Source organism: Mariniflexile fucanivorans, assembly GCF_004341235.1.
Taxonomy (GTDB): Bacteria; Bacteroidota; Bacteroidia; order Flavobacteriales; family Flavobacteriaceae; genus Mariniflexile; species Mariniflexile fucanivorans.
On sequence record NZ_SLUP01000005.1, the window covers coordinates 375637 to 401848 of the forward strand.

Annotated in this window: 29 protein-coding genes and 1 tRNA gene; 5 read left to right on the forward strand and 25 right to left on the reverse strand. The window is 32.0% G+C overall.

The features are described from left to right. Position 1: 1 nt before the first annotated feature. Entirely contained in the window at positions 2–628 is a 627-nt protein-coding gene (pth, locus tag EV196_RS12305; protein WP_132218056.1) for an aminoacyl-tRNA hydrolase, read from the reverse strand. A gap of 171 nt (positions 629–799) precedes the next feature. Further along, entirely contained in the window at positions 800–1252 is a 453-nt protein-coding gene (locus tag EV196_RS12310) for a 6-pyruvoyl trahydropterin synthase family protein (protein WP_132218057.1), read from the reverse strand. Positions 1253–1366: 114 nt separating this feature from the next. Between EV196_RS12310 and EV196_RS12315 the strand changes: the two genes are divergently transcribed. After that, positions 1367–2008: a 2OG-Fe(II) oxygenase gene (locus EV196_RS12315; protein WP_132218058.1), complete on the forward strand. Its 642-nt coding sequence runs from the start codon at positions 1367–1369 to the stop codon at positions 2006–2008. A gap of 100 nt (positions 2009–2108) precedes the next feature. Here the strand turns inward: EV196_RS12315 and EV196_RS19920 are convergent, their stop codons facing one another. From EV196_RS19920 to EV196_RS12325, 3 genes are read right to left on the reverse strand one after another with little or no spacing between them, the layout of a single operon-like run. Continuing rightward, positions 2109–2285 carry a hypothetical protein gene (locus tag EV196_RS19920; RefSeq protein ID WP_165876162.1) on the reverse strand — a complete coding sequence of 59 codons (177 nt, stop codon included), beginning with the start codon at positions 2283–2285 and terminating at the stop codon, positions 2109–2111. A 28-nt stretch (positions 2286–2313) separates the two neighbouring features. Further along, complete coding sequence (locus EV196_RS12320; protein WP_132218059.1) at positions 2314–3648, reverse strand: MATE family efflux transporter; 1335 nt, start codon at positions 3646–3648, stop codon at positions 2314–2316. Then, positions 3645–4145 (reverse strand): GNAT family N-acetyltransferase, encoded by a 501-nt coding sequence (locus tag EV196_RS12325; protein ID WP_132218060.1) that lies wholly within the window; start codon positions 4143–4145, stop codon positions 3645–3647. The genes EV196_RS12320 and EV196_RS12325 overlap by 4 nt, the downstream gene beginning before the upstream one ends. Positions 4146–4190: 45 nt before the next feature. Here EV196_RS12325 and EV196_RS12330 point away from each other — a divergent pair, with 45 nt between their 5' ends. From EV196_RS12330 to EV196_RS12340, 3 genes are all read left to right on the forward strand, one after another. Beyond that, complete coding sequence (locus tag EV196_RS12330; protein ID WP_132218061.1) at positions 4191–4985, forward strand: universal stress protein; 795 nt, start codon at positions 4191–4193, stop codon at positions 4983–4985. Between the two features lie 6 nt (positions 4986–4991). Then, a tRNA-Ala gene (locus tag EV196_RS12335) sits at positions 4992–5065 on the forward strand. A gap of 240 nt (positions 5066–5305) precedes the next feature. Beyond that, complete coding sequence (locus tag EV196_RS12340) at positions 5306–6517, forward strand: site-specific integrase (protein ID WP_132218062.1); 1212 nt, start codon at positions 5306–5308, stop codon at positions 6515–6517. Positions 6518–6521: 4 nt separating this feature from the next. Here the strand turns inward: EV196_RS12340 and EV196_RS12345 are convergent, their stop codons facing one another. The 14 genes from EV196_RS12345 to EV196_RS12410 all read right to left on the reverse strand — a co-directional run bounded on the left by EV196_RS12345 (position 6522) and on the right by EV196_RS12410 (position 18920). Beyond that, positions 6522–7211: a hypothetical protein gene (locus EV196_RS12345; protein ID WP_132218063.1), complete on the reverse strand. Its 690-nt coding sequence runs from the start codon at positions 7209–7211 to the stop codon at positions 6522–6524. Continuing rightward, entirely contained in the window at positions 7211–7621 is a 411-nt protein-coding gene (locus EV196_RS12350; protein WP_317128016.1) for a BfmA/BtgA family mobilization protein, read from the reverse strand. Before EV196_RS12350 ends, EV196_RS12345 begins: the two co-directional genes overlap by 1 nt. A 1133-nt stretch (positions 7622–8754) precedes the next feature. After that, entirely contained in the window at positions 8755–9330 is a 576-nt protein-coding gene (locus EV196_RS12355; RefSeq protein WP_132218064.1) for a hypothetical protein, read from the reverse strand. A 27-nt stretch (positions 9331–9357) separates the two neighbouring features. Beyond that, positions 9358–9798, reverse strand: coding sequence for a thioredoxin family protein (locus tag EV196_RS12360; RefSeq protein ID WP_165876163.1), 441 nt, complete (start codon positions 9796–9798; stop codon positions 9358–9360). 33 nt (positions 9799–9831) lie between these two features. Further along, positions 9832–10911, reverse strand: a complete 1080-nt coding sequence (locus EV196_RS12365; RefSeq protein ID WP_132218066.1) for a DUF3179 domain-containing protein — start codon at positions 10909–10911, stop codon at positions 9832–9834. Further along, positions 10908–11879: a hypothetical protein gene (locus EV196_RS12370; protein ID WP_132218067.1), complete on the reverse strand. Its 972-nt coding sequence runs from the start codon at positions 11877–11879 to the stop codon at positions 10908–10910. Before EV196_RS12370 ends, EV196_RS12365 begins: the two co-directional genes overlap by 4 nt. A gap of 168 nt (positions 11880–12047) precedes the next feature. After that, a complete protein-coding gene (locus EV196_RS12375) occupies positions 12048–12260 on the reverse strand; it encodes a GDCCVxC domain-containing (seleno)protein (RefSeq protein WP_132218068.1) in 213 nt (70 codons plus the stop codon). 100 nt (positions 12261–12360) lie between these two features. Next, the gene (locus EV196_RS12380; RefSeq protein ID WP_132218069.1) at positions 12361–13767 is read right to left on the reverse strand and encodes an FAD-dependent oxidoreductase; all 1407 of its coding nucleotides are present in this window, start codon (positions 13765–13767) and stop codon (positions 12361–12363) included. Between the two features lie 53 nt (positions 13768–13820). Then, positions 13821–14201: a hypothetical protein gene (locus EV196_RS12385; protein ID WP_132218070.1), complete on the reverse strand. Its 381-nt coding sequence runs from the start codon at positions 14199–14201 to the stop codon at positions 13821–13823. 16 nt (positions 14202–14217) lie between these two features. Beyond that, the gene (locus tag EV196_RS12390; RefSeq protein ID WP_132218071.1) at positions 14218–15897 is read right to left on the reverse strand and encodes a CRTAC1 family protein; all 1680 of its coding nucleotides are present in this window, start codon (positions 15895–15897) and stop codon (positions 14218–14220) included. After that, positions 15887–16555, reverse strand: coding sequence for a DUF6796 family protein (locus EV196_RS12395; RefSeq protein WP_132218072.1), 669 nt, complete (start codon positions 16553–16555; stop codon positions 15887–15889). Before EV196_RS12395 ends, EV196_RS12390 begins: the two co-directional genes overlap by 11 nt. A 94-nt stretch (positions 16556–16649) precedes the next feature. Then, entirely contained in the window at positions 16650–17108 is a 459-nt protein-coding gene (locus EV196_RS12400) for a DUF2062 domain-containing protein (RefSeq protein ID WP_132218099.1), read from the reverse strand. Positions 17109–17308: 200 nt separating this feature from the next. Continuing rightward, positions 17309–17998, reverse strand: a complete 690-nt coding sequence (locus EV196_RS12405) for a DUF547 domain-containing protein (RefSeq protein ID WP_165876164.1) — start codon at positions 17996–17998, stop codon at positions 17309–17311. A gap of 7 nt (positions 17999–18005) precedes the next feature. Further along, entirely contained in the window at positions 18006–18920 is a 915-nt protein-coding gene (locus tag EV196_RS12410) for a patatin-like phospholipase family protein (protein ID WP_132218074.1), read from the reverse strand. Between the two features lie 174 nt (positions 18921–19094). Here EV196_RS12410 and EV196_RS12415 point away from each other — a divergent pair, with 174 nt between their 5' ends. Continuing rightward, positions 19095–20219, forward strand: a complete 1125-nt coding sequence (locus EV196_RS12415) for an inorganic phosphate transporter (RefSeq protein WP_132218075.1) — start codon at positions 19095–19097, stop codon at positions 20217–20219. A gap of 40 nt (positions 20220–20259) precedes the next feature. Here the strand turns inward: EV196_RS12415 and EV196_RS12420 are convergent, their stop codons facing one another. The 6 genes from EV196_RS12420 to EV196_RS19925 form a co-directional block, all read right to left on the reverse strand. Continuing rightward, positions 20260–21018: an alpha/beta hydrolase family protein gene (locus EV196_RS12420; protein ID WP_132218076.1), complete on the reverse strand. Its 759-nt coding sequence runs from the start codon at positions 21016–21018 to the stop codon at positions 20260–20262. After that, positions 21015–22184: a Pycsar system effector family protein gene (locus EV196_RS12425; RefSeq protein ID WP_132218077.1), complete on the reverse strand. Its 1170-nt coding sequence runs from the start codon at positions 22182–22184 to the stop codon at positions 21015–21017. Before EV196_RS12425 ends, EV196_RS12420 begins: the two co-directional genes overlap by 4 nt. Continuing rightward, complete coding sequence (locus EV196_RS12430; protein WP_132218078.1) at positions 22177–23250, reverse strand: DUF2652 domain-containing protein; 1074 nt, start codon at positions 23248–23250, stop codon at positions 22177–22179. Before EV196_RS12430 ends, EV196_RS12425 begins: the two co-directional genes overlap by 8 nt. Before the next feature lie 8 nt (positions 23251–23258). Continuing rightward, the gene (locus EV196_RS12435; RefSeq protein WP_132218079.1) at positions 23259–24236 is read right to left on the reverse strand and encodes a DUF6268 family outer membrane beta-barrel protein; all 978 of its coding nucleotides are present in this window, start codon (positions 24234–24236) and stop codon (positions 23259–23261) included. An 8-nt stretch (positions 24237–24244) separates the two neighbouring features. Further along, the gene (locus tag EV196_RS12440; protein WP_132218080.1) at positions 24245–25753 is read right to left on the reverse strand and encodes an FMN-binding glutamate synthase family protein; all 1509 of its coding nucleotides are present in this window, start codon (positions 25751–25753) and stop codon (positions 24245–24247) included. Between the two features lie 51 nt (positions 25754–25804). Then, a partial coding sequence (locus tag EV196_RS19925; protein WP_317128017.1) for a ShlB/FhaC/HecB family hemolysin secretion/activation protein occupies positions 25805–26212 on the reverse strand: 408 nt, incomplete at its 5' end.

Consider the following 26212-nt stretch of genomic DNA (forward strand, 5'->3'; position numbering starts at 1 on the left):
TTTACTTTCTGTTAAAAGTATTCATGGTAATATTGATACCTGCCAACCCAAAAGATTTAATAATCTCGACAGATTTATCTAAACGTTCTTTTAGTTTTTCATTTTCTTCATCGGTCCATTCTCCTAAAACGTAATCAACCTGTTGCCCTTTGTTGAAAGCGTCACTTATACCAAATCGAAAGCGATTATAGTTTGTGGTATTTAGTTTTGCTTGTGTATCTTTTAACCCATTGTGCCCACCATCGCTTCCTTTTGTTTTTACGCGGATGCTTCCGAAGGACAGATTTAAATCATCTGTTATTACCAATAAATTTTCTAACGGAATGTTTTCTTTTGTTAACCAATACACAATGGCTTTACCGCTTAAATTCATGTAGGTGCTTGGTTTTAAAAAAATGAAGGTTCTACCTTTTAGTTTATAGCTAGCAACATCGCCTAGTTTTTGGGTTTCAAAGGTTATGCTTTCTTTATTTGCAAAATGGTCCAATATTTTGAATCCTATATTATGGCGGGTGTTGGCATATTCTGCGCCAATATTTCCTAAGCCTACTATTAAATACTTTTTCATTGGGTCTTGATAATCGCTTTGAGGTTTCTTTTTAAACAATTTTGATAAAAATGACCACATAGTTTTACTTTTTTTATTTGCTAAAGTCTGCGTTAGGATTACTCGTATACTTTACTTTAATATTGAAACCGTGAATGTTCCACATTATTTGAAGTGGAAAGCCCACTGCCACTCACAAGCGAGGACATGCTACGGAAAGCACGACATAGGTTTCAGGATAAAATTAATGCCCTAAATATTATCGTAAGCATACCATTCTGCAAACGAACTGTCGGTTTCTTGAAGTTTTAAGGAATGCAACTCGATGTTTTCTGGCAAGCGACGTTTTATCTTTTTTGCAAAATCGATAACCATCATCTCGCTAGTTGGCTGATAATCAACAAGCAAAACATTATGACCTCTATTTTCAAGTTCTTTAGCAAGTTCAACATGCGGTGTGTTTTTATTGAAAACCGTGGCATGGTCGAAAACATTTACAATATCTTCCTTCACTATTTTTTTTAAATCGCCAAAATCTATCACCATACCATACTTTACGTTTTTAATATCGGAAATAGGTTTCCCAATAACCGTAACCGAAAGTTTATAGCTGTGACCGTGTACGTTTTTGCATTTGCCATCGTACCCGTAAAGGGCATGACCGGTTTCGAAAGAAAATTGTTTTGTGATGCGAATAAAACTCATTAGGGATACATTTAAAGTGCAAATATAGTGGTTTTGTAAAAGCAATTCGTTTTTAGATTACATTTGGCCAATAATTGGCTTTTTTTTAATGAAAACCCATGAAAGCAAGTAGGTATGAGTCATCTTTTTGAGGCTATTGATTTTGTTGAAAATCCACTTTACGAACAAATAATTTCGGATATAGGAATTCAGCAATTTAGTATTATTGAAAACTTTTTCACCGATGAAGAAGTTAATATTTTAAGACAATCGCTTATAGAAAAGTATGAAGAAGATGCTTTTAAAAAGGCAGCCATTGGTAATAGAGTCAATGAAACTATTATAAAATCTGTAAGAGGTGATGTTATTTTGTGGATGGACGAAACCAAAGCAGATGCTACCGAAATGTTGTTTTTTAATAAAGTAAACGATTTGGTTAGTTACTTGAACAGAACTTGTTTTTTAGGTATTTTACAAAAAGAATTTCATTATGCCATTTACCCTAAAAACACGTTTTATAAAAGGCATATTGATACCTTTCAAAATGATGATAGACGTAAATTATCGGTAGTATGTTATTTGAACGAAGATGGCTGGTTGCCAGAAAATGGTGGCGAATTAGTGCTTTATTTAAATGAAGATGGCGAAGAAATAGAAAAAGTTATCTATCCATTTCCTGGGCGTGTGGTTATTTTTGAAAGTCAAATAATTGAACACGAAGTAAAACCTGTAAACACCCAACGATTAAGCATAACAGGTTGGTTAAAAACACGTTAATTAGCGTCTTTTTCTTCGGTTTATATAATAAACAATTATTAAAGCAATACCTAAAATTAAAAATAAACCTCTGCCACTTATAAAACTTAAAATATCCATATTATTCTTTATTAATTCTGTTTTTATTGTATCTGTAAATAAAATAAGCTAGTAAAACAAGAACAACAAAAGGCAGGATTGAGCCAATAAAAACACCTATTTCATATTCGTTATTAGGTGCCTTTTGTATTTTTTCTTTAATATTGATATCTTGTAATAAAGCAAAAAAAAGCTGCATATTAAAAACTTGTTATTTTATTACAAAGTTAGTCGTTTTCTGAAAGCTTCGTAAATGTTTTTCTAAATTTCACAATTAAGGGAATACCTCTTGCAATAATCCAGAATGTAAGTGCGATAAAAATACCGTGAAGTTTATATCCTAAACTATCTAACCAAAAAAGAATCGGTATAAAAACTATAAATGTGGAAAACATTAATACATTTCTTAAGTGCTTCATTTCACCTAATCCTTTAAAAATGCCATCAAAAATAAATGCTATCGCACATAAAGGTTGCATGATAAGAATTATCCAAAATGAATCATAAAAAAGGTTTAAAACTTCGGGGTCTTTAGAAAAAAGTTGTCCTAAAGGAAAATAGAAAATAGCTCCCATTATGGCTAAAGAAATACCGATAATAATGCCGTATTTCATTAATTTATTACTTAATTTAAGAAGGGAGCTATAGGTTTTAGCACCCAATAATTTTCCAGATAAAATATTGCCAGCACTAGCATAACCGTCAATAAAGAAGGCACAAAAAAACCATAAATTTATAGATATGGTATAGGCTGCAATATATGCAGCGCCATAACCTGTAGCAAAACGCGTAGCAAAATAAAGTGTTGTGTTTAATGCTATTGTTCTAATAAACAAGTTGAGAATCATGATAATGAACCTGTTAATTTCTTTATTTAAAGGGAAACTTAATTTTAAAGGGATACTTGTTTTTTTAAGTAAATAATAGGCCGATAATAATGCCATTAAACATTGTGCAGCAAGACTTGCATAAGCAGCGCCTTTTATATTCATGGCTGGAATATAATTTTGAATGCCAAATACCAGAATATAGTCTAAAATAATATTTGTTAAGGCTCCAATAATTGCAATAACCATGGGGTAATAAGTATTTTGCAAACCTCTAAACGTTCCAAAAACGGCTATTGTAAATAAGGTAAAAGGAAAGCCAAAAACACGTATTTTGTAATAATCTACACTATATTCTAAAATTAAATTGGAGGCATTATAAAGTTTAAAAATAGTTTCAGCGAAGGGATAGGTGAATAGAATAATTAGAATACTTAACGACGTAATTATAAAAATAGCTTGAGCAGGTAAGTTTTTTATCTTTTCTAGTTTATTGGCACCTACATATTGAGAAACTATAGATGAAATAGCACTTCGTGTTTGCCCTAAAACCCAAATAAGCATGGAAATGAAGGCTCCAACAATTCCAACAGCAGCTAAAGATTCGGTGGCATTTACATTAATATTCCCAACGATAGCCGTATCTGTAATAGATAAGATAGGTTCAGATATGCCAGCAATTAGAGCTGGAATAGCTAATTTATTTATATGTTTTAAACTGATATTTATACTCATATAATAAGTTCGTAACAATAAAAAGGATATTCACTTTGCTTCGGAAAACAAATACCATCTAAACGTGTATAGCCTCTTTGCTCGTAAAATGTTAGATTTCTTGTGTTTTGCGAAAATGTGTCTAATCGAATAGAGGTGAAATTATTTTTTCTCGCATAAGCTTCTGCAAAACTCATAAGTTTTTGAGCATAACCATGTCCTTGATAGTTAGGATGTATGGCTAAACGATGAATGTATAAATTGTTTTTATTAGTTGTAAGCCATGTTAATGGTTCGTAAAACGGATCCATAAATGTTGATATTGTAATGCAACCAATTAAATTAGTATGTTGTTCCAATACAAACAATTCTTTGCGTTTTAGATCTTCAAAAAAGACTTCTTTATTAGGGTAGTGTTCATTCCATTGAAAAATATTTTTTTCAATTAAATGTGCAGCGCACAAGTTCGTAGTCTCTAAAATTTTATCGATATCTACGTAAGTTCCTTTACGAATCATTTATTTGATTACTTTTGCATCAAAATTAGTTGAAAATTTTTAACCATGAAAAATATTTTAGTCCCTGTTGGATCTTCAATAAATGCTTTAAGTAATTTACAATATGCTGTAGATTTTGCTGACGCCTTTGGAGCAAAACTTTACGTTGTGCAAGTATATAATGTTTACACCAAAGCAGGAACCATGATAAAGATTGATCATATTCTAGAAGAAGATACGATTAATTATTTAAACGATTTAGTATCTAAAGTGGATACCAAAAATGTTGAGGTTGTTGTAAGAGCGCTAAAAGGAAAATTTATTGACACCATTGAGTTGGCTTGTAAATCAGCGGAAATTGATTTGATTTTGATTGAGCCAAGAATTTATTCTGAAGATGAGGATTTGTTTTTAGGAAAAACGTCAGGAAAAATTGTTAAACAAACAGGTATTCCTACGTTAATTATACCGGAAGGTTATGTTTACAAACCAATCGAAAATATTTTAATGGCTGTAAAATCGGCCATAATAAAAAAAGAAGGTGTTTTAAACCCGCTTAAAGCAATAAAAGATAATTTTAAGGCTGTTGTAAATCTTTTGTTAGTAAAAACTCCATTTTATAATGAAGGAGATTTTAATATAAACGATGAATTGTCTAATATTGTATCGGAAATAATTTATTCTGAAAACCCTACGACGTATCATGGTGTTTTAGAGCATTATAAATTGCACAATCCAGATATGCTTTGTGTAGTAAGAAGAAAAAGAGGGTTTTTCATGAAAAAATGGGAGAAAAACCAGATTTACAAAAAGGATTTTAACAGTAGCTTGCCAGTTTTAGTGCTAAGCGAATTAAAATAATAAATTGGGGATGTAGCTCAGTTGGCTAGAGTGCTTGACTGGCAGTCAAGAGGTCGTGGGTTCGAATCCCATCTTCTCCACTGAAAGGTGTACAATTGACACCAAAAACCCTGTAAATAATTGATTTACAGGGTTTTTAATTTTATTTGTATTCATTTGATATCAAATGAATACAATCAAAAAGGGGCAAATTCGGTGTCACTTGATTGGCTAAAAAAAGTTCCACCAGACACTTATAAATAACTGAATATTAGTTATTTAACCTTGTGGTAAAGTCGATATTTTTTACTACATTGGTGGAAATCGATGCACAAATTATTATGTCACTTTCAATATCTCTTCTATTTTATATAAAAAAAAGCAAAACAGATGCTTCAGGAAAGACCAACATTTACCTGAGAATAACACTTGACAGACATCGCTCAGAATTCAGCATCCACCGCAAAATTCATATAGATTGGTGGAATTCTAAAACTCAACTTGCACTTGGCAATTCTGCTGAAGCTCAAGAAATCAACAGGCATTTAGGTGTTATAAAAAATAAGGTTTACTCCATACAGCAAAATTTTGAACGTGATAATGAATCATACTCTGCAACAGATATTCGAAATGTTCTTCTTGGAAAAGATAAAACCAAAAAAATGCTTCTTGAAATCTTTCAAGAGCATAATGACAAAGTTGAAAGCCTGATTGGAAAGGATTTTTCCGCAGGTACTGCTCAGCGTTACTGTACTTGCAAAAAGCATGTGTCAGAATTTATAAAGAAGAAATACAAAAAAAACGATATTCCTGTACAAGATGTCAATCATCAATTCATAAATGGATTTGAATATTACCTTAAAACTACACGAAAATGTGCCCATAACTCTGCCATAAAATACGTAACAAACTTTAAGAAGATTATCCGTATTGCTCACGCCAATGATTGGATTGATAAAGATCCTTTCCTTCATTGGAAAGGAAAACTAAAAATAGTTGATCGCGAATTTTTAACGCAGGAAGAAATTCAAAAAATAATTGATAAGGAATTACGAATAGAACGTTTGGACCAAGTGCGTGATATTTTTATATTTTGTTGTTTTACAGGTTTGTCTTATGCTGATGTAAAAAAACTAACCAAAGATGATGTTGTTATTGGTGTTGATGGTAAAAACTGGATTAAAACAAGACGAACAAAGACAGATACCCGAAGTAATATCCCAATCTTGCCTATTGCTCAAACAATTATAGAAAAATATAAGGACAATGAGCTGATGAAAATAAAAAATGTGGTATTACCAGTGTTAAGCAATCAAAGAATGAATGCCTACATAAAAGAAATTGCCGACCTCTGCGGAATCACTAAAAATTTGACATTCCATTTAGCCCGACATACATTTGCAACAACGGTCACCCTGTCTAATGGTGTGCCAATTGAATCCGTTAGTAAAATGCTTGGGCACACCAATTTGAAAACCACACAGCATTACGCTAAAATTCTCGATATGAAAGTGAGTAAGGATATGGAAATTCTGCGATCAAAATTCAAATGAGAGATTATAGAGGTATCCCATAATCTTTATCACTATTATCATATTTTCGCAAATTATCCACATAGTCAGAAGATGGACTAGTGTATTTCGCCTTTATTATAATACCTTTTTCAACAAAATTTTTAGCGTTCTCTTTCCAGTTTTGAATGTTCAATCCTCTACTCAGTTTCCAATTTTTTGTTTCATAATATGCATAGAATTTTTTTCCTTCAATAGCTGGCCAATTGTTTTCTTTAAAAAACTCTAAAACAACTAATTCATTTTTTGGCCTTGCCAGTTTATTAAAGTTTTCTTTTGTTTTAAGTTTATAAGAAGATACCAAATTTTGGCTAGGTTCTGGGACGCTGTTGTCCAAATTTTGAACCTCCTGTGTACCAATGGTTGTACCACTTTTGATACAAGCTCTGGTTATCTTAATTTTAGAACCTCTAGATGGATGATATGATGGATAATATATAAGATAACCCCAGGCATCAAGATCGCGCACATGATTATGATAAGTTGTTTTTGATTTGATTTTTGCACGTTCCATTATTAGCTCACGATTTATGGTTAAGGTCTCTTTGAAAAACTTTCGGTTCCATAACTGAAAGAATGCCAGATACAAAGTGATATGCCCTTGCTTAATTCGCTCATCGTTATTAAACGTTTCCAAGATAGTATTGAGATGTGATATGTAGTTTACCGTCTCCATTATTCATCAATTTTTGGGTTTTTGATTTCTCGAAAACGTACTTCTTTTTTTTCTTCTACATTTTTTTCTAAAATCAATTTCTTTTTAGGTGGTTCAGCTTGTTCAAAAAGAGATTGCAGCATTGCTGCAGTCGGTTTGGTTTGGTGCTTTTCAATATTCTTTAAAATGGCTATCACAGCATTGATGCGTTTGTTTGTTCTATTGTTATTGATTCCTAAATCCTCGTCTGGTGACAAATCATTCCGTTCAAAGAAATGGAGCATGGCTTCCAAGGCATCTGTATGGGATTTAGAAATCTGTTTTGAGAATTTTCTAAATTTTATGGCAACGTCCTTCTTTACATTGATCCCAGAAAAGCTGTATTTTGAATATCCTGTCATTTTTTGCTGCAAATAAATGCCTGTTTTCAAGGGTTTTAAAGCGTTTTGCTGCAAAGCGTTTGCTTTCAATATTTTTTTAAATTTATAAATAATTGATTTTCAATAATTTACATAATAATCTCAACTGTAACATCGCGTGAGCGTGTTACCCTCTTGCTACTCCATCCCTTCATTTCATTTCGGTCTTTCATACTTTTTACCAAAAGCTAAATAGCCTAATTTGGATGAATGGTATCAATACATTTTTTAACAGGACTTATATTGATTTTTTAAACTTTCCACAATAAAACCGACGAAAAAATGATTTTAATTTTTTGACCTTACTTAAAATAGAACAATATTTACGCCATATAATTTGGTTTAAAATGCTGTCAATTGGTTGCCATAATGGCATATATCCATATACTTATTATATCCAGAGCGTTTTCCTTTTTAAAAAAACTTGATTAAGCAGAGTTTTAATATTTAGAGTAGTTTGGTACAATTGTATCAGAACAATGAACGTACGATTCATTCTATTCCATTTACTTCCCATAGTGCCGGCACGTTACCTTTTCAGTAACCAATACTAAAATTCAGTATGAGTAAGGACTTATAAAAGGGAGTGCGCGACTGGTTATGCAGTCCGTCTCGTTCAGAATTTTAAAACTTTGTGAAGAAAAAGGATGAAGTGATTTGTTTCTAAAGCGGACGCTATTCCAAAGTTGAAATCTTTGTTGTAATGACAAGATTTGATATTAATCGTTGATTATAAATGGAACCTCCTTTCAACTTTGGGATTGTGTACAAGATTTTTTAAGTGAAGTGCTTTCCCAGAAATGTAGCTTTTCGCGGAATGGAAGGGAATGTACTGGATGACTTTTAACGGCGTTATATCTAATACGTTAATGGGTCTGATTTTAATGTTATAGTATCTCCTATATCAAATATCTCCTTTTTCATAATTCTATTTACTTGTTAAATTACCTCATTAACTTTTTCCTTTTTGGATTATTATCATATAATTCAACACAAAAACTCTAACCTAAATATATCCAAACCCAAAACTTATTTTTTTTGATTTTTATCAGGGTTTAAAGAAGTCGGTGGTTTTGGTATAGTTGCCCCTGCATTTGGACTTTCTATAGGGGTGGTAGGATTTCTTAAAAATAGAATATTAGGAATTAATTTAAAATATAATTCAATGAAAATGTCGCAATACCCATCCAACCTTCACCTACATTTTCACCGCGAGTTATGATATTTATTTCTCTTCCAAGTCCTACTGAAATTCCTGCATTCCATTTATTTGATAGATTATATAAATAGCCAGCATTTACCCAGGGTTGTATGACTAAATTGTATGTGGTTCCAGATGTAGGGTTTGATGTGTTTATACCATCCTTCCATTTGGTCCACATATTCCAAGTGTCTAATGAAGCTCCAAAAATAAAATTACCTTTCCAGTAAGAAACGTATTTTACTAAACCAAAACTTCCTCCAAAACCTTCCGCAACTTCGTCATCATTAAACCCACTAAAATCTTCTCGGTTAGCGAAATTACCACCTAATCTAAATCGAAGCGCTAAATCTTCCTTTATGAAAATATTCGAAGTTATCATAGTCATATAACCAACTGGGTATACCTGTAATTCGGTTCCTATTTCTATTTTTCTCTTAGAAGTATTTTCATCAGATTGTGAAAACAATTGTATTGAAACTAAAAAAAATAAAATAAAAAATGGTGTCTTAAAATTCATTTAATAAAAGGTTTAAATTATTAACGATTAAGGAATTACACGTCTTCCAAAATTGATTAAAACTCTTGGTTTCTTAAATCCAACTTCTCTAGTTTTTACCTCGCCATTACTGTCAATTATTAGCAATGACGGATAAGCACTAATATTATATTTTTTCATTATTTCATTTCCTTCTTTAGTTTCACCATTGATAGCTATGCTTATAAAATTGTTATTAAAGTACGTACCAACCTCTTCATCTTTAAAAGTGGTTCGCTTTAGTAATTTACAGGGCCCACACCACTTAGCATACACATCTAAAAAAATGGGCTTATTTAAATCTTTAGCTTTAACCAAAGCTTCGTTAAAAGTACCGTCAAAAAAATGAATTCCTTTAAGTTCATCAATTTCGTCGATTTTAGGTTCTTTAAAGCTGTATAATCCAACAGCCACAAAGAAAATTAAGCTTATAAATAATATTGTTTTCATTTTTAAATATTTTAATTGAATAACAAACATGGTTTAGATTCCATATATTACAGTTGTATAAAATGCAGGTATTGAAAACCAAAACCCCATAAATGCAGGAGCGGGTTTCAAAAATTGCCCTGTTCTTGGCCCAGATACAGCTTCTCCGAATATATTCCATTCAGTACCTTCATTGTCCTTTAATATTACTTCAGTTCCTGAATAAACATATTCAAATAGTAACTCGGCTGTATTACTCTCTAGTTCAAAAGAAAGTATAAAGTTTTGATTCCCAGTTAATACATAATTTTTTCCTTTAAAGGAATCTTTAATTATATTATTTGATGTGAAACTTTGAAATCTGTATGCTTTTGCATCACCATTGTCTATAATAGCAAGCACCCTTTCTTTTGATGGCAACCTCGAGTCCTTGGGAACTGGAAATAAAAAGCGATCATTATTTGTGTTGTAGTCTCCATAAGGTGACCGACCATAGGTTCTAGAAAACCCTGTATTGGTAGTTAACACCTTTGAATTTGGATATATAGTTTTCCATGTTTTCCAATCGGTTTCAAACAACTTAATTAATTTAGCCTTTTCACCTAATAAAGACCCGTTAACAGATTCATTCAAAATCTGAGACCAATTACTATTGGTCTCCCTATCATAAGGAATTAAATTGGTATTATACAATAATCCTGAAACACCAAATGTAGTTTCCTTTCCTTTTATAACTCTATTCCATCCAATACCGGTGCCTGTAAGAGGGCAATAGGTAACCGCGACAGAAACAGTTCCTATATTATCGTTTACTATTTCATGCCAATCCAAAATAGCATGAGGATATGCCCTGATGTCATCGTCTTGCTTAAACCCGATAACTAAATCAGTATCCAACAAATAATTTATAGACCCAATTGCACCAAAGTTTGGATTTATCAATGCTGGTATCCCATCTTTTCCTGGACCGCCATCCAAAACTTCGGACTGTGGAATACTCCAAGTAACAGTTCCTGGTTCTGGAGTTGGATTATCGTTTGGGGTTTCATTTGAATTTGAGTCTTGTGTGCTATCTGAACTACAGGAAATCAATAAACCAGCAGCACATACGAATGTGATAATTTTCTTTTTCATGGTATTATATTTAAACTGTTTTCTTTTTTTGTTTTAATCTTTATTGTAATTCCAATAGTAAATCTAACTGTTGGTGTGAGTTGCGTTCCTACGACGTTACTGTATAAAGGCAACTCAACTCTTGAAACGATATTCATTTGAGGTGATAATTTCACGCCTAATTCTGGACGAATAAAAACCCATTCTCCACCTGTATTAGGGATACCTATATCATCAATCTTATCTTCAAAAGCTTTACGATACTTAAAAATTAATCCAGGATTGAATAGGGTATTAAGCATAAAGAACTGATCTGAGTATCCTAAATTTGTTTGTATTTCATTTCCAAATTCATAAGTTGCTGCATTGTTTAAATAAGAGTCATTTACGCCCGTAAATCTATAAGTAGCCGTTGCAGAGACGGTTGCCGATGGCCTGAAATTCATCTGCTTGGATGCAGATAACCATCCTATTCCATCCCAAGCACCGCTACCTGGTTGCAAATCTGCAGTAAGTTGAATGCCTTGATCACTAAGTATATCAGATTTACCAAAAGGCACTTTAGTTCCTGCTCCAATATTTAAAATGGTTCTCTTTCCCAGTAAATCAGGAATCGAGTATTTAACCAATAAAACAGCATCCCCAATGCCTGAAGTTTCTGTAACATTCTCATTCCCAAATTGTGTAATGATTCTAGTTTGGTTTACCCAGGTAAAAAGAGTCTCAACTGACAATCTATCGGTAAAAGAGTACCCAAAATTTAGCAATAGGGAGTTTGTTATCCGTTGTCTAGAATTATCATCTAATTTTTCGGTTCCTGCATTTAATGTGTTTAGGTTGTTATAATCATAATTTAAACCCATTACAAATACACCTTTCCCTTCATTGGGTAATCCTAGATTATTTGATAGTGGGACACCCCCAGAACAACAAGTTTGCGAAAACATGCTAACTGAAAATAAAAAAAAGAATAAAAAGAGTGCTTTCATTTAGATTTCTATTAGATTACGTGATATATAAACAGACGCAACTTTCAGAAATCCTGACAGATAGTTTTTATTTTAATATTTAACTGTTATGATCTAATATAGATAATCCTTATAGTTATTTTAAGTTATTCTCAATCAAGAAATATTTAGTTCTTAAGCGCTTTCCTTTTAGCAACAATCCTTTTTCTCTTGAATTGATGGACAGGCAACTGTTCCGAAACTGCAATACACACAGCAATCTCCTTCCAATGGACGTAAAACATTTTTACAATTTTCACATTCATAAAAAAACTGACATGCATCTTTTGGCATATCTTCTTCTTTTTTATGTCCGCAGTTCGGACAGGTGATTTCTGATTTTAATTTTTTGGATTTTAACATGTATCACTTATAATTTCGGTGCTTTCTTTGAAGAAATATTTTTAGGCTTATAATAATACATTGATTTTCCACCTTTAAGTTTCATAATGAAGACAGCACTCTAACTAAAATATTGCCGTACGCCATAACTTGCCAAAACACCTTCTCCTGTAGCAGCGGCTACCTGTGCAATAGCACCTTCTCGACAATCTCCAGCGGCAAATATGCCTTTTACATTGGTTTCAGCCAATCCAGTAGTAGTAATAAAACCTTGTTCATTTAGTTGTATAAAATCCTTTATACTGTCTGTATTTGGGATAAGCCCAATAAATATAAACGCACCATCAGCATATAATTCTTGTGTTTCTCCAGATTCCACGTCTTTTATCTTTAAACCTTTGAAATTGCCTTTTTCATTTTTAATAAATTCTACCGACTCCTTGTTCATATAGGTTTCGATGTTTTTAATTGAAGGCAGCTTTTCAATATAAGTTTGTGACGCAGTAAATTCAGTGCCTCGGTTTACAATAGTGACTTTTTTACAAAATTTAGCTAAAAACACCCCTTCTTCTAAAGCGCTATTTCCACCACCAATAACAATAATCTCCTTATCTCTATAAAATGCACCATCGCAAGTTGCACAAAAATGAATACCCGCTCCAATTAAATCTGCTTCATTAGGGATTCCTAATTTTCGATATGTTGAACCCAATGCCAATACAATGGTTTTACTTTCGTATTGCCCCATATTTGTTGTTACAGAAAAAGTTGTGCCTGTTTTTTGAATAGCGTTTACTGAAACTCCTGTTTCAATTTTTGCCCCATAAGTTTTAGCCTGTTCAGCCATCTTTTGCGTGAGCTCCGGTCCTGAAATGGAAGTAAAACCTGGATAGTTTTCAATTTTTTCAGTTAGAAAAGCATTTCCGCCAATGTTCTTTTTTTCAAGGATTAACGAATTAAAACGATCTCTTTGAATATAAATGGAAGCCGTTAAACCAGCAGCTCCGGCGCCTACAATAATACTATCATATACTGTTTTTTCTGTTTCATGACCAATTGATAAAACGTCTTTCAAAATAGCATTGTCAGGATTCGTATACGCAACATCATCTATGAAAATTGTTGGAATAATGCGTTTTCCTTTATTGGTTTCTTCAACCAATTTTGCAGCCCAATCGTGTTTATCTACTTCAATAAATTGAAAATTAATATGGTTGTCCTGTAAATATGATTTTGCACGTTGACAGTCTGGACACCAGTTGGCCCCATATAGTACCACTCTTCCATTTTTGTTGATTCCTAATGTATTGGCAAGTATGGCATTATCAGGATTAGTGAATGGTTTATCATTAATAATTATGGTCGGGATTATCCGTTTTCCATTATTGATTGCTTCAACCCTAGCAGTTGCCTCTTTATCTAAATCAACATCAACAAAATTAAAATCGATCTTGTTTTCTTTTAAATATGCTTTTGCTCTTTGGCAATCAGGACACCAATCGGCTCCAAAAAATTGTATTGTATTCATTTAGTGATTTTTAATATTATTATAGTTTCTTGAATAATTTAAACGATTTCATATTAGTGGTTTTCTTTATTCAACAAGGTTATTTTTAATCCGATTAACGTGGAAAATATAAGGAATGACAAGTAACACATTGGTGTTCCATTATCTAATTTTGGGCATTCTCCATTGCCCGTAAATTGCATGAAAGATGCAATAATGGCAATAGTTAATGCAAGTCCTGTAAAAACAAAATACAGTCGATTCCATTTATTTAAAATATGTGCAATAAGAGGAATTAAAAAGCAAATAAACACTATAACACATGCCGGAATAATCCAAATTTTAGGGCATCCATTTCCTGTTTGGATTTCATTCCATACCAATCCACCTGTTCCCCAAATACCTATGAGCAGTAGAATTGTTATAGCAATTGACAATACTTTTTTTGTAACCATTTCTTAATAATTAATTTTAATTTAGATTAATCGAATCTTTAATTTTCAGTTTTTCTCTTTCAGATTTTATATTTAAAATCGTATTGATTTTAGGATTAATTACTTCGTCCGTCTTTCCGTTTAAATATTGTACCAGAACCTTTTTTACTTCCGTATCTTGTCCTAAACCAAAATGTAACAAAGCTGTTTGGTCACTTGCTAAACCTTCACCAGTTACTAACCACTCCGTTATTGTTTTTGTTGCTGTTGTAATAGTGACTTTCGCTCCTTGGTCTTTAGCAGAATCTTCTAAATCTATTTGAATAAAATTATTGACACCTCCTTTATTAATATAGGCTAATGATGGTGTATCAATATTGGTCCAAATCATATCTAAATAGCCATCTTTATTAAAATCACTCACCAAAGCCGTAATTCCAAAATGCGGATTTACAACGCCACTTTCCGCTTCGGTAGGTGCAAATGTTCCATCTTCTTTTTGCACTAAAAATCGACTTTTTAAACGAAATATTTTATTTGGAGCCAAATCCACATAATTTTCGGCCACCATTAAATCCTGAAGACCATCATTGTTCATGTCGGAAAATGTACAGCCCCAAGAAAATTCATAATCTGCAATTTTAGTTTCGGCGGCAACATCGGTAAATTTAAAATGACCATCATTGCGTAATAAAATCCATTTTTCATTAAATTTTGAGGCATCTTTAATATCTCCTTTTGCCAACGCCCTTGGCAAGGTACTCCCAGTATTAGAGAACATAAAATCTACCAATCCATCATTATTGTAATCCCCAACAGCAATTCCCATAGGATACGCAAATTTGTTAGTTGTTGGGTTCTCTTTCATTGTAAACGTAAGATTTCCATTGTTTTTATACGTTCTTACTTCTCCTGTATCATGCGCTACAACTAAGTCTATATTAGTATCATTATCTATATCTACAAAAACAGCCATAAAGGTGTTATGTACATATTCAAGTCCTGATTGTTTAGTAATGCTGGTAAAATTTTCATGGCCATCATTTAATAATAATTCACTGGTAGAACCGTAGGTTTTATCTTCAAAAATGGTTTGACCTTCCATCAAGTTCTTTTTTAGGTATGTGGACATAAAAATATCTAAATCACCATCCTTGTCAATATCTGCAACAGTTAACCCTGCTGGGATAGATTTTTCATTCATTGGTGTATCAATAACTTTTTCGGTGAATTTGCCATCAAAATTGTAGTAAATTCGAAGTCCATCTTCACGACTTAATAGCAAATCTGTAAATCCATTATTGTCAAAATCGGCTGAAACTACACCAGTACTTGTGGTTTCCGTTCCTTTTTTAGGTAAGTTGACTTCAGAAGAAATATTAACAAATTTGTTGTTTCTAAATGCTAAAATGGCATCTTCCTGATTCATTCCTCCTCCAAAAAACACTTCATCAACATTATCATTATCAATATCAATTAACGCAGAAGGTGCTATTGGAAGCGATTTATCGCCATTATATTGATGAGCAAAATCTAATTCTACTTGACTAAAACTGGGTATTTTATCTTCACTTATTGTAATATCATATTTATCTGAAACGGCATCATTCCAGAAAAAATAAATGACCACAGCAATAAGTGCTAATAGTATAACTCCTATTATCTTAAAGATTTTTTTAAAGACGCTTGTTACATTTTTTTTGTTTTTACTTGACATTGCAATTGCTTTTAGTTAGTTTATTTAATTGATAAAGTGAAAGTGAAAAGAGTATAAAATGTGTTACATTCATTAATATTGGCAACAAATATTTACCAATTGTAGGAATGAGTTTCCCTAAGATAACTAATAATAAGAGAATGGCTATAGGGCTAAAAATGGCCATCCATTTTTTATAATATGTGCTCCCTTTTAAAATGGCTATAACAAAAACTATGGAAAGTACAGCTATAACAACACGTAGTGCTTTTACTAGAACCTCCAAATGATTGGTATAATTGTCTATAATATTTTGATAATTCACTGCATCAAAGGCGCCTTTTAAATGAACAATATTCCCTATTGAAGCGCGAGAACCAATCCAGACACCTCCTATTGCAAATGACACAAAACCCAATCCTAAAACTATTCTAGCTAAAGTTTCGTTACCGGATTTAAGCATTCTGTAAATATGAATGTAACCGGCAAAATAAAAAGGTAAACCAATAACGGAAAGAAAATGCCCTGTTGTTAAGTTTTCAAGTGATACAAATTTGAAAAATTCATAATCTGTCGCGGAATCTAAAATATGAGGGGAATAATGTAAATAGAATTCACCTATCCCTACTAATATTGCTCCTAGAAGACCCAGATACCCTAAATTTTTTGTGAGTTGCATGTGCTATATTTTATTGACTGTTGTAATTTTAAAAATTAATTGCTTTTGAGAAAAACTTAAAAACAACATGAAATAATTCTTTAAAAAAGTAACTTCAGATTGTTTCATTTTTAGATATATATATTTTATTTATTAACATAATACTCATCAAAGCAATTGGTAACGCCAATACCACCCACCCACTTACACCACAAACTAATTCAAAAACAAGCTGTTTTATGGTATGGAAAAACGAGGATTCAAAAGCATTTTTAATTTCTATAACTGTTAATAGGGTGTGTTTTGTATTAAAAATGGTCTCTCCCACATGAATAAATGGTATAAAAAATATATACTGCAAAGGGGTTGCAGTATAACCGACGGCAACCATAATTGGTAAGTTAAGCTTAAATTTAACTGCTAAAAAAGTTAAAAGAATTGTAGTAACGCCAAATATAGGAAGCACCGTAACCAATAAACTCACAATTATGGCTTTTGCAATTTGATTTCTACTTAACCCTTGTCTGAAAGGTAGTTTGATTTTTTGCCATAAAGTCTGAAAGGTGAGTTGCATCTGTAAAATATAACTTATTTTATAAACAGACTGACAAACGCTACAATCCTGACAAACTCTAATCATTATTTAATTTACTTGATATAGTGGATGTATTGAAAGTACCTCTGTCCTGATTGAAGGACTCATAAAATGAACATCATAATTTGTTAAAAATTGTCATTTCTAAAATCAATTAAAAAAAAAACAAAACTTTTATATCACATGAAATTGTTTAATTGGGTTTCCCAACTATAGGCATTAAATGAGAGTTTATAGTTAGTGAAATCTCGATTTAAAACATCTTTCAGAACATTTTTTATTTTGAAGTAACCACCAAAATCAGCACAATACCAATACAGTAATTTTGATGTGGATACGGTTTTATTATTATCGTCAATAGAAGTTTCAGAATAAAGGAATGATTCCGTGACAAAATTTAATTCTTCATCCAATTTTTCAAGAGTATAAAAAGCTATGGGCGGACAGCTTTTGGCACCGCAATTTAGAGCAAAATGAATGCGATAGTCTATTGTTTGAACTGCTAAAGCTTTAATTAATGACGACACTAAAGGATTCGACAGATATCCAAAACTCCATTTCCATCTAAACCTTCTTAAAATACCATGTTCTATGTCGTCTAGACTAAATGTATTCTGTGCAATCTCAATTGATTTTTGCGTGAAAATGGTTTTCCGTTTCGCTTTTCCTGGATTAGACAACAACTGAAAATACGCATTGTATATATTAATCCAAAAGGTTTTCTTAGACTCATCCCTATTTAATTGATGTTGTAATTCTTCAAAAGAAAGGACTCTTAGTTGCTGCTTTAGAGCGGTTGTATCCTTATTTAATTTCACATTAAGCAATAATGCGCTTGAAAGTTCTACTAAAGATTTTTGGCTTTTCATACTTGTATTAATCATTACTATTTGGAATAAGGCAAAAACTAACTGGGTTTTTAGATTTAGCAAATGCATACCCATCTTTCCACCATTGTGTCATTTCTTCTGCATCAAAAATTAAAGGGTTTTCTGTTAATTGATATGGTGTATAATAAAAATTGATATTCACCTTTCTATTTAATCCTATAAGCTTCCCAATAATTATATCCTTCGTACTATTTTGATGGTTCATAAATTTAAAGGTTCTAAATAATAATGAGAATGGATTTGTAATCCTAGGATATTTTGTACTGCTATTTTCATTTTCTAAAATAATGACATCAATTTCACAAGCTCCATTTTCTATGGCGCATAAAATAGGCACATAACTACCAAAACCACCATCGGCATATTGATAATTATTTTTATCCAAAATACTCATAAATGGCGTAAAATTACAGGAAGCCCAAGCCCAATCGCAATAATCTTCATAATTACAATCGTCTGAATTGAAATATTCTATCGTATCTAACGTAAGATTTGAAACCGTAAAAATTACTTTTTTGTTATGCTCTTTTATAGTATTAAAATCTTCGTGTGATATGCTGTTTCTAATTAGCTTTCTTAAGTTATCACTTTCACCAAATGTTGGACATCCTTTTATAAATGTTCTAATGGTATTAAAATGATGTATAGAGGTTTTATAGCCTGTTTTTGTTTTTTTTATCTTGAAGGGATTAATGCTAAAAATATCATTTTGAGAAACAGAAGTATAAACTTTTTTAATTTTGTCTATTTTTCCAATGGCCAAATGAGATAATAATAAACTACCTGTAGAACAACCAACAAACAAATCGTATTGATGACAGCAGTCGTCGATAAGGTATTCTGCCACACCTCCAGCAAAAGCACCTTTGCTACCACCACCAGAAATTACAAGTGCTTTCATTAGTTTGTTGTTTAAACAAACAGACGTGTAAAAACTTGAATACTGACAATTCTTAAAAAATATAAACTAGTTGGACTAGGTATGAATATTTAAAATGTAATTAATCTAATTCTACTTCGACTACTATTTTATTTTCATTCGGGCTAAACGACTACTCATACAATATAATAGCATATGATTTTAATCTTTCTTTTTTTAGCAGCTTGTTTTCTCGCCTTTAGTAATGGAGCAAATGATAATTTTAAAGGAGTCGCAACACTATTTGGTAGTGGTACTACAAACTATAAAGGAGCAATAACTTGGGCAACATTAACAACAATTTCAGGCTCAATTGCTGCTATTTTTTTTGCGAGCACTTTAGTTAAAAATTTTTCAGGAAAAGGTTTAGTTCCAGACACGTTAATCCAATCACCGGAATTTGCCATATCTATTGCTTTGGGTGCTGCCATAACCGTTTTTTTTGCAACTAAAATTGGAATGCCAATTTCCACAACCCATAGCTTAGTAGGTGCTTTATTTGGAAGTGGAATGGTTGCAGTCGGTGCTTCATTTAATTTTGCCAAACTTGGAGGAACATTTTTAATGCCTTTAATTGTAAGTCCGCTTATGGCTGCAATAGTTAGTCTGGTAACTTATACAATATTTAGAAAATTGAGAATTAATTTAGGAGTAACAAAGAAAACCTGTATTTGTGTTGGCAAAGAATATATACCTATAACAAAAACTATGAACTTTAATGGATTGATTACAGTAGAAGCTGAAACTCAAACAGGTGTTAGAATAAGTAACGAACAGGAGTGCATTGAAAGGTATCAAGGTGATTTTATTGGCATCAATTCACAAAAAATGTTAGACCTTGCTCATTATTTAAGTGCAGGAATTGTAAGTTTTGCAAGAGGGCTAAATGACACGCCAAAGATTGTTGGATTATTGATAGTAATCAACACATTAGACGTTAAATGGGGCATGCTAACTGTGGCCATAGCAATGGCTTTAGGAGGATTATTAAATGCAAAAAAAGTAGGAGAAATGATGAGTAAGAAGATTACTCCAATGAATAGTGGTCAAGGGTTTACTGCAAATTTAATCACAGGGCTTTTAGTTACAACGGCAAGTATACATGGTCTACCAGTTTCAACTACTCATGTATCTGTTGGTTCTATTTTTGGTATAGGAACAGTTACAAAAAAGGCCGATTTTAAGGTTATACAAAATATTCTGTTGTCTTGGTTATTAACACTACCTATTGCAGCAATTTGCAGCGCCATCATATATTGGTTACTTCTTAAAATTAATTAGTTATTGCGACTGCGACACTCAACTTCACTAGCCCAACACATTACAAATACCTATCTGCCCAAGTTGATATAATTTTGCCAACATATTCAGAGTCTCTTTTATCAGACAATAAATGATCAGCTCCATTTAAAGACACAAAACTTTTTGGATGACGTGCAGCTTTATAAATTTCGGCTGCATTATCTAAACCTACGGTTGTATCTTGAGGAGAGTGCATAATGAGAATTGAATTTCTAAATTCGTCTAAACTATGCTTTATGTTTTTATCTTGAATATCATCTAAAAAATGTTTTTGAATGGTGAATTCTCTTCCTCCTATGGATACAAGCGCTTTTCCTGAGGCATTAATTTCGTCAACGCTATTTTTAAAAAGATGTGCCACATGCTCAGGGTTTGAAGGTGCTCCTATCGTTGCAATTGCTTTAACTGATGGCATCTTTGCTGAAGCAAACAAAACCGCAGCACCACCAAGCGAATGACCTATTAATAAAGAAGGTGATTGATAATTTTCTTCTAAAAATTGAGCCGCACTATACAAATCTTCAACATTTGATGAAAAATTGGTGTGTTCAAAATCACCTTCGCTTTCGCCTAAACCTGTAAAATCGAAACGTAAAACAGCAATATTTTTTTGTATTAAAGTTTTACCAATAGTTCGAACTGCCGTTAAATTTTTATTACATGTAAAACAATGCGCAAAAAGAGCAAATGCTCTTGGTGTTTCATTTTCAGGCAATTCTAATCGAGCAGCTAAAATTTGACCTTTATTATTTTTGAATGTTACTTTTTTAGAAATCATACTACAACACATAAATATTTATAAGAAACAGCAAATGCTATTACAGAAACAATAATTCCAATCATAAAAATTGAATAGGTCCATCTTAAAATTCGATATTTCCTATCTAAAACTTTACCCAAAAAATATAAGTCTTTAGTCATAGAACTGTATAAATAATCTTTATCATTCATGACTTGAGTGATGCCTTCTTCAAATTCAGGCAAAGTCATTTTATGAAAATTTCCAAAAAATAAAAGATTTACTTTTTTGTTGGCCACATCTTCTTTAGTGAATTTTCCAGAAGTTATACTTGGTCTTGTCGCAATCACGGATAAAATTATTGCAACAACACTAAACACTACAAAAATAATAGTTGGATATATTAAAAAAGCATTTTTAGGATTATCAAACTTTGGAATTAAATTGGACAAAGCTATTGAAATAATGATTGCATTTACTGATAGTAAAATATTAGCTTTTGTATCAGCAATATCGCTTAATGTTATATGATTTTTTAAAGTGACTCTAAACAAAGTATCTACACTACGCTCCGAACGATTATCTGAATTCGTTTTGCTTTTTGCCTTTTTAACCTGTTTCTTTAATTGCTTATGTAATGCTTTTAGGTTTTCATTTTTTACAGAACTCCATTTCAAATTAGCCTCTTTGGTATAGTATTTATGGTTAGTAAAAACTTTTATGTTTTCATCAAGCCATTCTTCATTAGAATACATACCACAATCGGTGTTGGCAAATTCTAATCGAAGATTTTCTGATATGTTTTTATAATTGGTATCTGCTAAATGGGCAAAATCTGCATCAGAAATAATTTCTTCTAATAAATTAGATGGTTTTTCACCAAGTTTTGTAGCATTAATACACGCTAAAACTTGAGCCGTTTTAGCAGCATCATAATTCTGTTCTTCTAAATATTTTTTTGCAATAGCCATACTATGATCTTCATGTTTGGCTTTATTTACGGTATATCCTATATCATGAAACCAACCTGCTAAAAGTATAATTTCCTTTTCTTCAGTTGTTAAGTCAATAGATTGAAGTAATTCTTCTATTTTTGAAACTACATAATGCGTGTGTTTATAATTATGATAAATAAAACTTGTATTTAAATGATTGTTTAAATACTCAAGCACATATTGTGATGCGTTTTGAACTACTCTATTCATTGTGACTATTTATTATTGAATTTTCCTTTTTTGATATTTCGTGTAAATCATCTAATTTTTTATTCCACATTTTAGTAACTAATTTTAAAATATTATTTTTCATAAAAGTCCCAATAGTTGAAAATGTTATATAGATGTTTAAGACGACTTTAGTGTTGTTGGCATCAATTTTATTAAGCTTGATAAGATATGAAAAATCACGGGTAAACTTCATTTCCTTCGTTTTTTCTCCATAAGTTAAACTATCTGAAGAAGGTTCAGTAATCGTTTCAAACTTTAAACTTCCCAAATTTAAAATGCAGTTATGTTCTGTTCCAATGCGATTCACTTTGCTAGCATCATATTCAATTCGTTTGACTTCTTTGTCCCAAAGATGCCGATGTTTTAACTCTGTTATATAACTATAAATAGTTTCAATATTGGCATTGAATGTTTTTTCTATAGTTAAAATAGGTTTATCAATATGTTCTTCTGATAAAGGATTTAACTTTTGAATTTTAAATTTTACAGATCCTAAATTTTTATAAAAGTAAACCAAACTGATCAAATCATAGTCTTCGGTCGTTTTTTCCCAACTATCATGTGTTTGATTTTCAAATAATTCAAAAACAGAATTGGTAAAAAGAACATATTCATCATAGGTAATTTTATTTTTTAATAGTCTATGAATTTTAATAACATCCCTTCCATAAGGTTTGGTTATATGCTTCACCTTTATAAAATTTAAATCACCATAATGAACCAAAAATTTAAGTTCTAAATTGGTAGTTGTTTTACACGAACCGCAATTACAGATACGCAAAGAATCATAGTTTTGAGTATGTTTATGAAATGCTTCATGCATTATAGTTACTTGTTTCATCAGTTCATTATAACTCGGAATATTAGTGACATACATAAACAAGGCATCTCCCTCAATTTCGACCAACTCTAAACCTAAAGTGTTATTATCGAGTAAAATTTCAAGTAATTCGGCAATAATATGTATACTATGCTCTACTTCGGTGTTATTTACAAAATTTGTAAATCCACTAATATCAGGCATAAAGTAAATTGCTTTTTGCATAGCTCAAATTATTTTCTTGGTGATATAAATAAAGATACATTAAACAACAACGCTGTTTTAAGTGTATTATCAAAGATTATATCGTTATATGATTTGTTAGAATTTGTTAAATTGTAGGTTAAATTTTCTCTAAAACCTATTTCTGAAGCTGCCCAAAGCCAGCCTATTAATTTTTTTTCCACTCTTGTAGAAAATTGTATATCAGAACGATGCAAATGTAAATTGGTGTAACTATCAAATTCTGTACTTAAATTATCTAATTTATACGATGCCCCATCAAGTTCTACCGTGTTTCTCCAAATTAACCCACTGTTATATTGATATCGCAATCTTATAAACAACGGTAAAATAGCTTCCATATCCCATTTTTCGTTAAAAATAGAATTTAAAGCTACCACTGGAACAATAAGAGGGTCTCCGAAACGATAGTTATAGCTGGCTCCAAGTGCATAAGAAAAATTATCATTGACTTTCCAACCTAATGCTGGAGATATTGAAAATTTTAAATAATCGGAAAACGAATTTAAAGCCTTAAAATCACCATTTAAATCGGCACTTGCTCTTAAGACCCAAAACTTTTTAGATTTTGTGGGTTTTACCATAGAAACATTCATTCCTATACTTTTTAATCCTCTATCTTCTAAATTTTTATAAAATGGATTTAATTCTGCATCATTAAAATGAAATTCTTCTTTATTATATTTTAATCCTGCCATGATTCTTAAATAATCTTTATTTACAACAGGAATTTCAAGTTTTGCCAGAAAATGAGTGTTCGATTTAATGTTGCTTTTGGTGTTTGTAAAATTGCCGGTTTTATCAATCGTTTCCATTGAAATATTTGAAACGTTTTGGTATTCTATTACAAGACCTTTTCCAATAGGAAGGTCTTTTAAAACCGGAACGCAGTACACCGCAGTTGTATCGTTTTGTGCATAAGCCCAGAATATATTTAGAACTATAAGGGTGAAAATTATTTTTTTCATGGTAAATATTAGAATTCTGGATATAATTCTTTATAAGTTACCATTTTATTAGGCCCTAAACGGTGTAAAATGTGTTTTCGTTGAATCTCGTCGCCATTACTCAATCCTGCAGCAGCAATCATTTCTGAATAACTATCTACCGTTTTTTTATGAAAATTAGCTACTCGAACATATTTATCATTAACGTCTAACCCTTTCATTAAACTTTTATCTTGAGTTGCTACACCAGTAGGGCATGTGTTGGTATTGCACTGCAAGACTTGAATACAACCAATAGCCATCATCATGGCGCGAGCGCTGTTAACCGTATCTGCTCCCAAAGCAATTAATCGGATTATGTGAAAAGCCGAAAAAACTCTACCTGAGGCAATGACTCTAACATTTTCTTTAAAGTTATACCTAATAAGACTATCCACTACAAATGACAAACCTTCACGAATTGGCAACCCTATTGAATTAGTAAACTCGATAGGTGCGGCTCCTGTACCACCTTCACCACCATCAACGGTTATAAAATCTGGCAATATTTGTGTTTTTTTCATGGCCTCACAAACTTCAATAAACTCATCTTCACTACCTACACAAAGTTTAAACCCAATAGGTTTTCCTCCTGAAAGTTCTCGCAATTGTTTTACAAAATACAATAAACCTTCAGCATTATTAAAAGCTGTATGATATGGCGGAGAAAGTATATCCGTATGTGGTTCTACATGTCTTATTTTGGCAATTTCTTCAGTATTTTTTGCTGCGGGTAGAATACCACCATGACCAGGTTTTGCACCTTGTGAAAGCTTGATTTCAATCATTTTCACATTGTCTTTAATGGCATTTTTTTGAAAGGTATCCTGGCAGAAATTCCCATCTTTCGTTCTGCATCCAAAATATCCTGCACCAATTTGCCAAATTAAATCGCCGCCGCCTTCTAAATGGTACGGGCTTAACCCTCCTTCTCCCGTATTGTGAGCAAAACCTCCCAATTTAGCACCTTTACTCAAAGCCAAAATAGCATTTTTACTTAACGAGCCAAAACTCATAGCGGAAATATTTAAGATACTTGCACTATAAGGCTGCTTGCACTCTTTTCCTCCAAATAAAACTCTTGGATTTTGTTCTACTTCATCGTGATGTTTTGGATACATAGAATGAGCCATACATTCATATCCAACTCGATAAACATCTGATTTGGTCCCAAAAGGTGTGGTATCGTTTTGATTTTTAGCACGAGAGTAAATTAAGGATCGAAACATTCGGTTTATAGGAGTACCTTCCGTCTCTGTTTCTACAAAATACTGTTGAATTTCTGGTCGAAACGTTTCTAAAAGATATCTTAAACGCCCTATTACCGGAAAATTGTTTTTTATGGCATGCTTTCTTTGTATAATATCATAAACGCCTATAATTATTATTGGTAAAAAGACAATTAAACTCCATAAAACGGGTTTCCAAAATATAGAAACTATCCCGATTGTGAGTAAAGTAAATGTTGCAAATGCAATGAAAATTTCTCTCGGTTTCATATAGTACAAATTATTTTTTAATATAAAGTTGCTGTTTTAATATCCTGCAGATTAAAATCCAAAACCTAACCCAAACATAAATCGACCGCCATCATATGATGAAAAGTAGGAGGTTTGAAACGTAAAAAGTCCAGCAGTGTTTACGTATAAACCACCACCATAAGCTGTATGCCATTTGTTGGAATTGTCATTTTTCAACCAAACTCTTCCATAGTCAAACCCTGTAAAGGCACCTAACTTAGCTGGAAGTATTCCTGCATTAAAACGTGTAATATTCCAACGTAAATCGGTGTTTTGAAAGTAGGATGTTTGCCCAGAAAAGCGTTCATTTCTAAAACCTCTTAATCCATTCTTACCACCAATACTTGCTGCTTGATAGAATTCAAAACTTTGGTTAGAGATTATATGTCCCTTCCAAATAGTTGAAATCGTTAATTTATCGTCTTTTAAAACAGGGTA

Excerpts from the sequence above, each read along its gene's own strand:
- EV196_RS12365 (WP_132218066.1), bottom strand. The coding sequence starts at position 10,911 with ATGAAAAAGAAAATTATCACATTCGTATGTGCTGCTGGTTTATTGATT.
- EV196_RS12375 (WP_132218068.1), bottom strand. The coding sequence starts at position 12,260 with ATGTTAAAATCCAAAAAATTAAAATCAGAAATCACCTGTCCGAACTGC.
- EV196_RS12330 (WP_132218061.1), top strand. The coding sequence starts at position 4,191 with ATGAAAAATATTTTAGTCCCTGTTGGATCTTCAATAAATGCTTTAAGT.
- pth (WP_132218056.1), bottom strand. The coding sequence starts at position 628 with ATGTGGTCATTTTTATCAAAATTGTTTAAAAAGAAACCTCAAAGCGAT.
- EV196_RS12310 (WP_132218057.1), bottom strand. The coding sequence starts at position 1,252 with ATGAGTTTTATTCGCATCACAAAACAATTTTCTTTCGAAACCGGTCAT.
- EV196_RS12440 (WP_132218080.1), bottom strand. The coding sequence starts at position 25,753 with ATGAAACCGAGAGAAATTTTCATTGCATTTGCAACATTTACTTTACTC.
- EV196_RS12380 (WP_132218069.1), bottom strand. The coding sequence starts at position 13,767 with ATGAATACAATACAATTTTTTGGAGCCGATTGGTGTCCTGATTGCCAA.
- EV196_RS12415 (WP_132218075.1), top strand. The coding sequence starts at position 19,095 with ATGATTTTAATCTTTCTTTTTTTAGCAGCTTGTTTTCTCGCCTTTAGT.
- EV196_RS12395 (WP_132218072.1), bottom strand. The coding sequence starts at position 16,555 with ATGCAACTCACAAAAAATTTAGGGTATCTGGGTCTTCTAGGAGCAATA.
- EV196_RS12360 (WP_165876163.1), bottom strand. The coding sequence starts at position 9,798 with ATGAAAACAATATTATTTATAAGCTTAATTTTCTTTGTGGCTGTTGGA.
- EV196_RS12390 (WP_132218071.1), bottom strand. The coding sequence starts at position 15,897 with ATGTCAAGTAAAAACAAAAAAAATGTAACAAGCGTCTTTAAAAAAATC.
- EV196_RS12370 (WP_132218067.1), bottom strand. The coding sequence starts at position 11,879 with ATGAAAGCACTCTTTTTATTCTTTTTTTTATTTTCAGTTAGCATGTTT.
- EV196_RS12425 (WP_132218077.1), bottom strand. The coding sequence starts at position 22,184 with ATGAATAGAGTAGTTCAAAACGCATCACAATATGTGCTTGAGTATTTA.
- EV196_RS12315 (WP_132218058.1), top strand. The coding sequence starts at position 1,367 with ATGAGTCATCTTTTTGAGGCTATTGATTTTGTTGAAAATCCACTTTAC.
- EV196_RS12345 (WP_132218063.1), bottom strand. The coding sequence starts at position 7,211 with ATGGAGACGGTAAACTACATATCACATCTCAATACTATCTTGGAAACG.
- EV196_RS12405 (WP_165876164.1), bottom strand. The coding sequence starts at position 17,998 with ATGAAAAGCCAAAAATCTTTAGTAGAACTTTCAAGCGCATTATTGCTT.
- EV196_RS12320 (WP_132218059.1), bottom strand. The coding sequence starts at position 3,648 with ATGAGTATAAATATCAGTTTAAAACATATAAATAAATTAGCTATTCCA.
- EV196_RS19920 (WP_165876162.1), bottom strand. The coding sequence starts at position 2,285 with ATGCAGCTTTTTTTTGCTTTATTACAAGATATCAATATTAAAGAAAAA.
- EV196_RS12385 (WP_132218070.1), bottom strand. The coding sequence starts at position 14,201 with ATGGTTACAAAAAAAGTATTGTCAATTGCTATAACAATTCTACTGCTC.
- EV196_RS12430 (WP_132218078.1), bottom strand. The coding sequence starts at position 23,250 with ATGCAAAAAGCAATTTACTTTATGCCTGATATTAGTGGATTTACAAAT.
- EV196_RS12325 (WP_132218060.1), bottom strand. The coding sequence starts at position 4,145 with ATGATTCGTAAAGGAACTTACGTAGATATCGATAAAATTTTAGAGACT.
- EV196_RS12400 (WP_132218099.1), bottom strand. The coding sequence starts at position 17,108 with ATGCAACTCACCTTTCAGACTTTATGGCAAAAAATCAAACTACCTTTC.
- EV196_RS12355 (WP_132218064.1), bottom strand. The coding sequence starts at position 9,330 with ATGAATTTTAAGACACCATTTTTTATTTTATTTTTTTTAGTTTCAATA.
- EV196_RS12340 (WP_132218062.1), top strand. The coding sequence starts at position 5,306 with ATGTCACTTTCAATATCTCTTCTATTTTATATAAAAAAAAGCAAAACA.
- EV196_RS12420 (WP_132218076.1), bottom strand. The coding sequence starts at position 21,018 with ATGATTTCTAAAAAAGTAACATTCAAAAATAATAAAGGTCAAATTTTA.
- EV196_RS12435 (WP_132218079.1), bottom strand. The coding sequence starts at position 24,236 with ATGAAAAAAATAATTTTCACCCTTATAGTTCTAAATATATTCTGGGCT.
- EV196_RS12410 (WP_132218074.1), bottom strand. The coding sequence starts at position 18,920 with ATGAAAGCACTTGTAATTTCTGGTGGTGGTAGCAAAGGTGCTTTTGCT.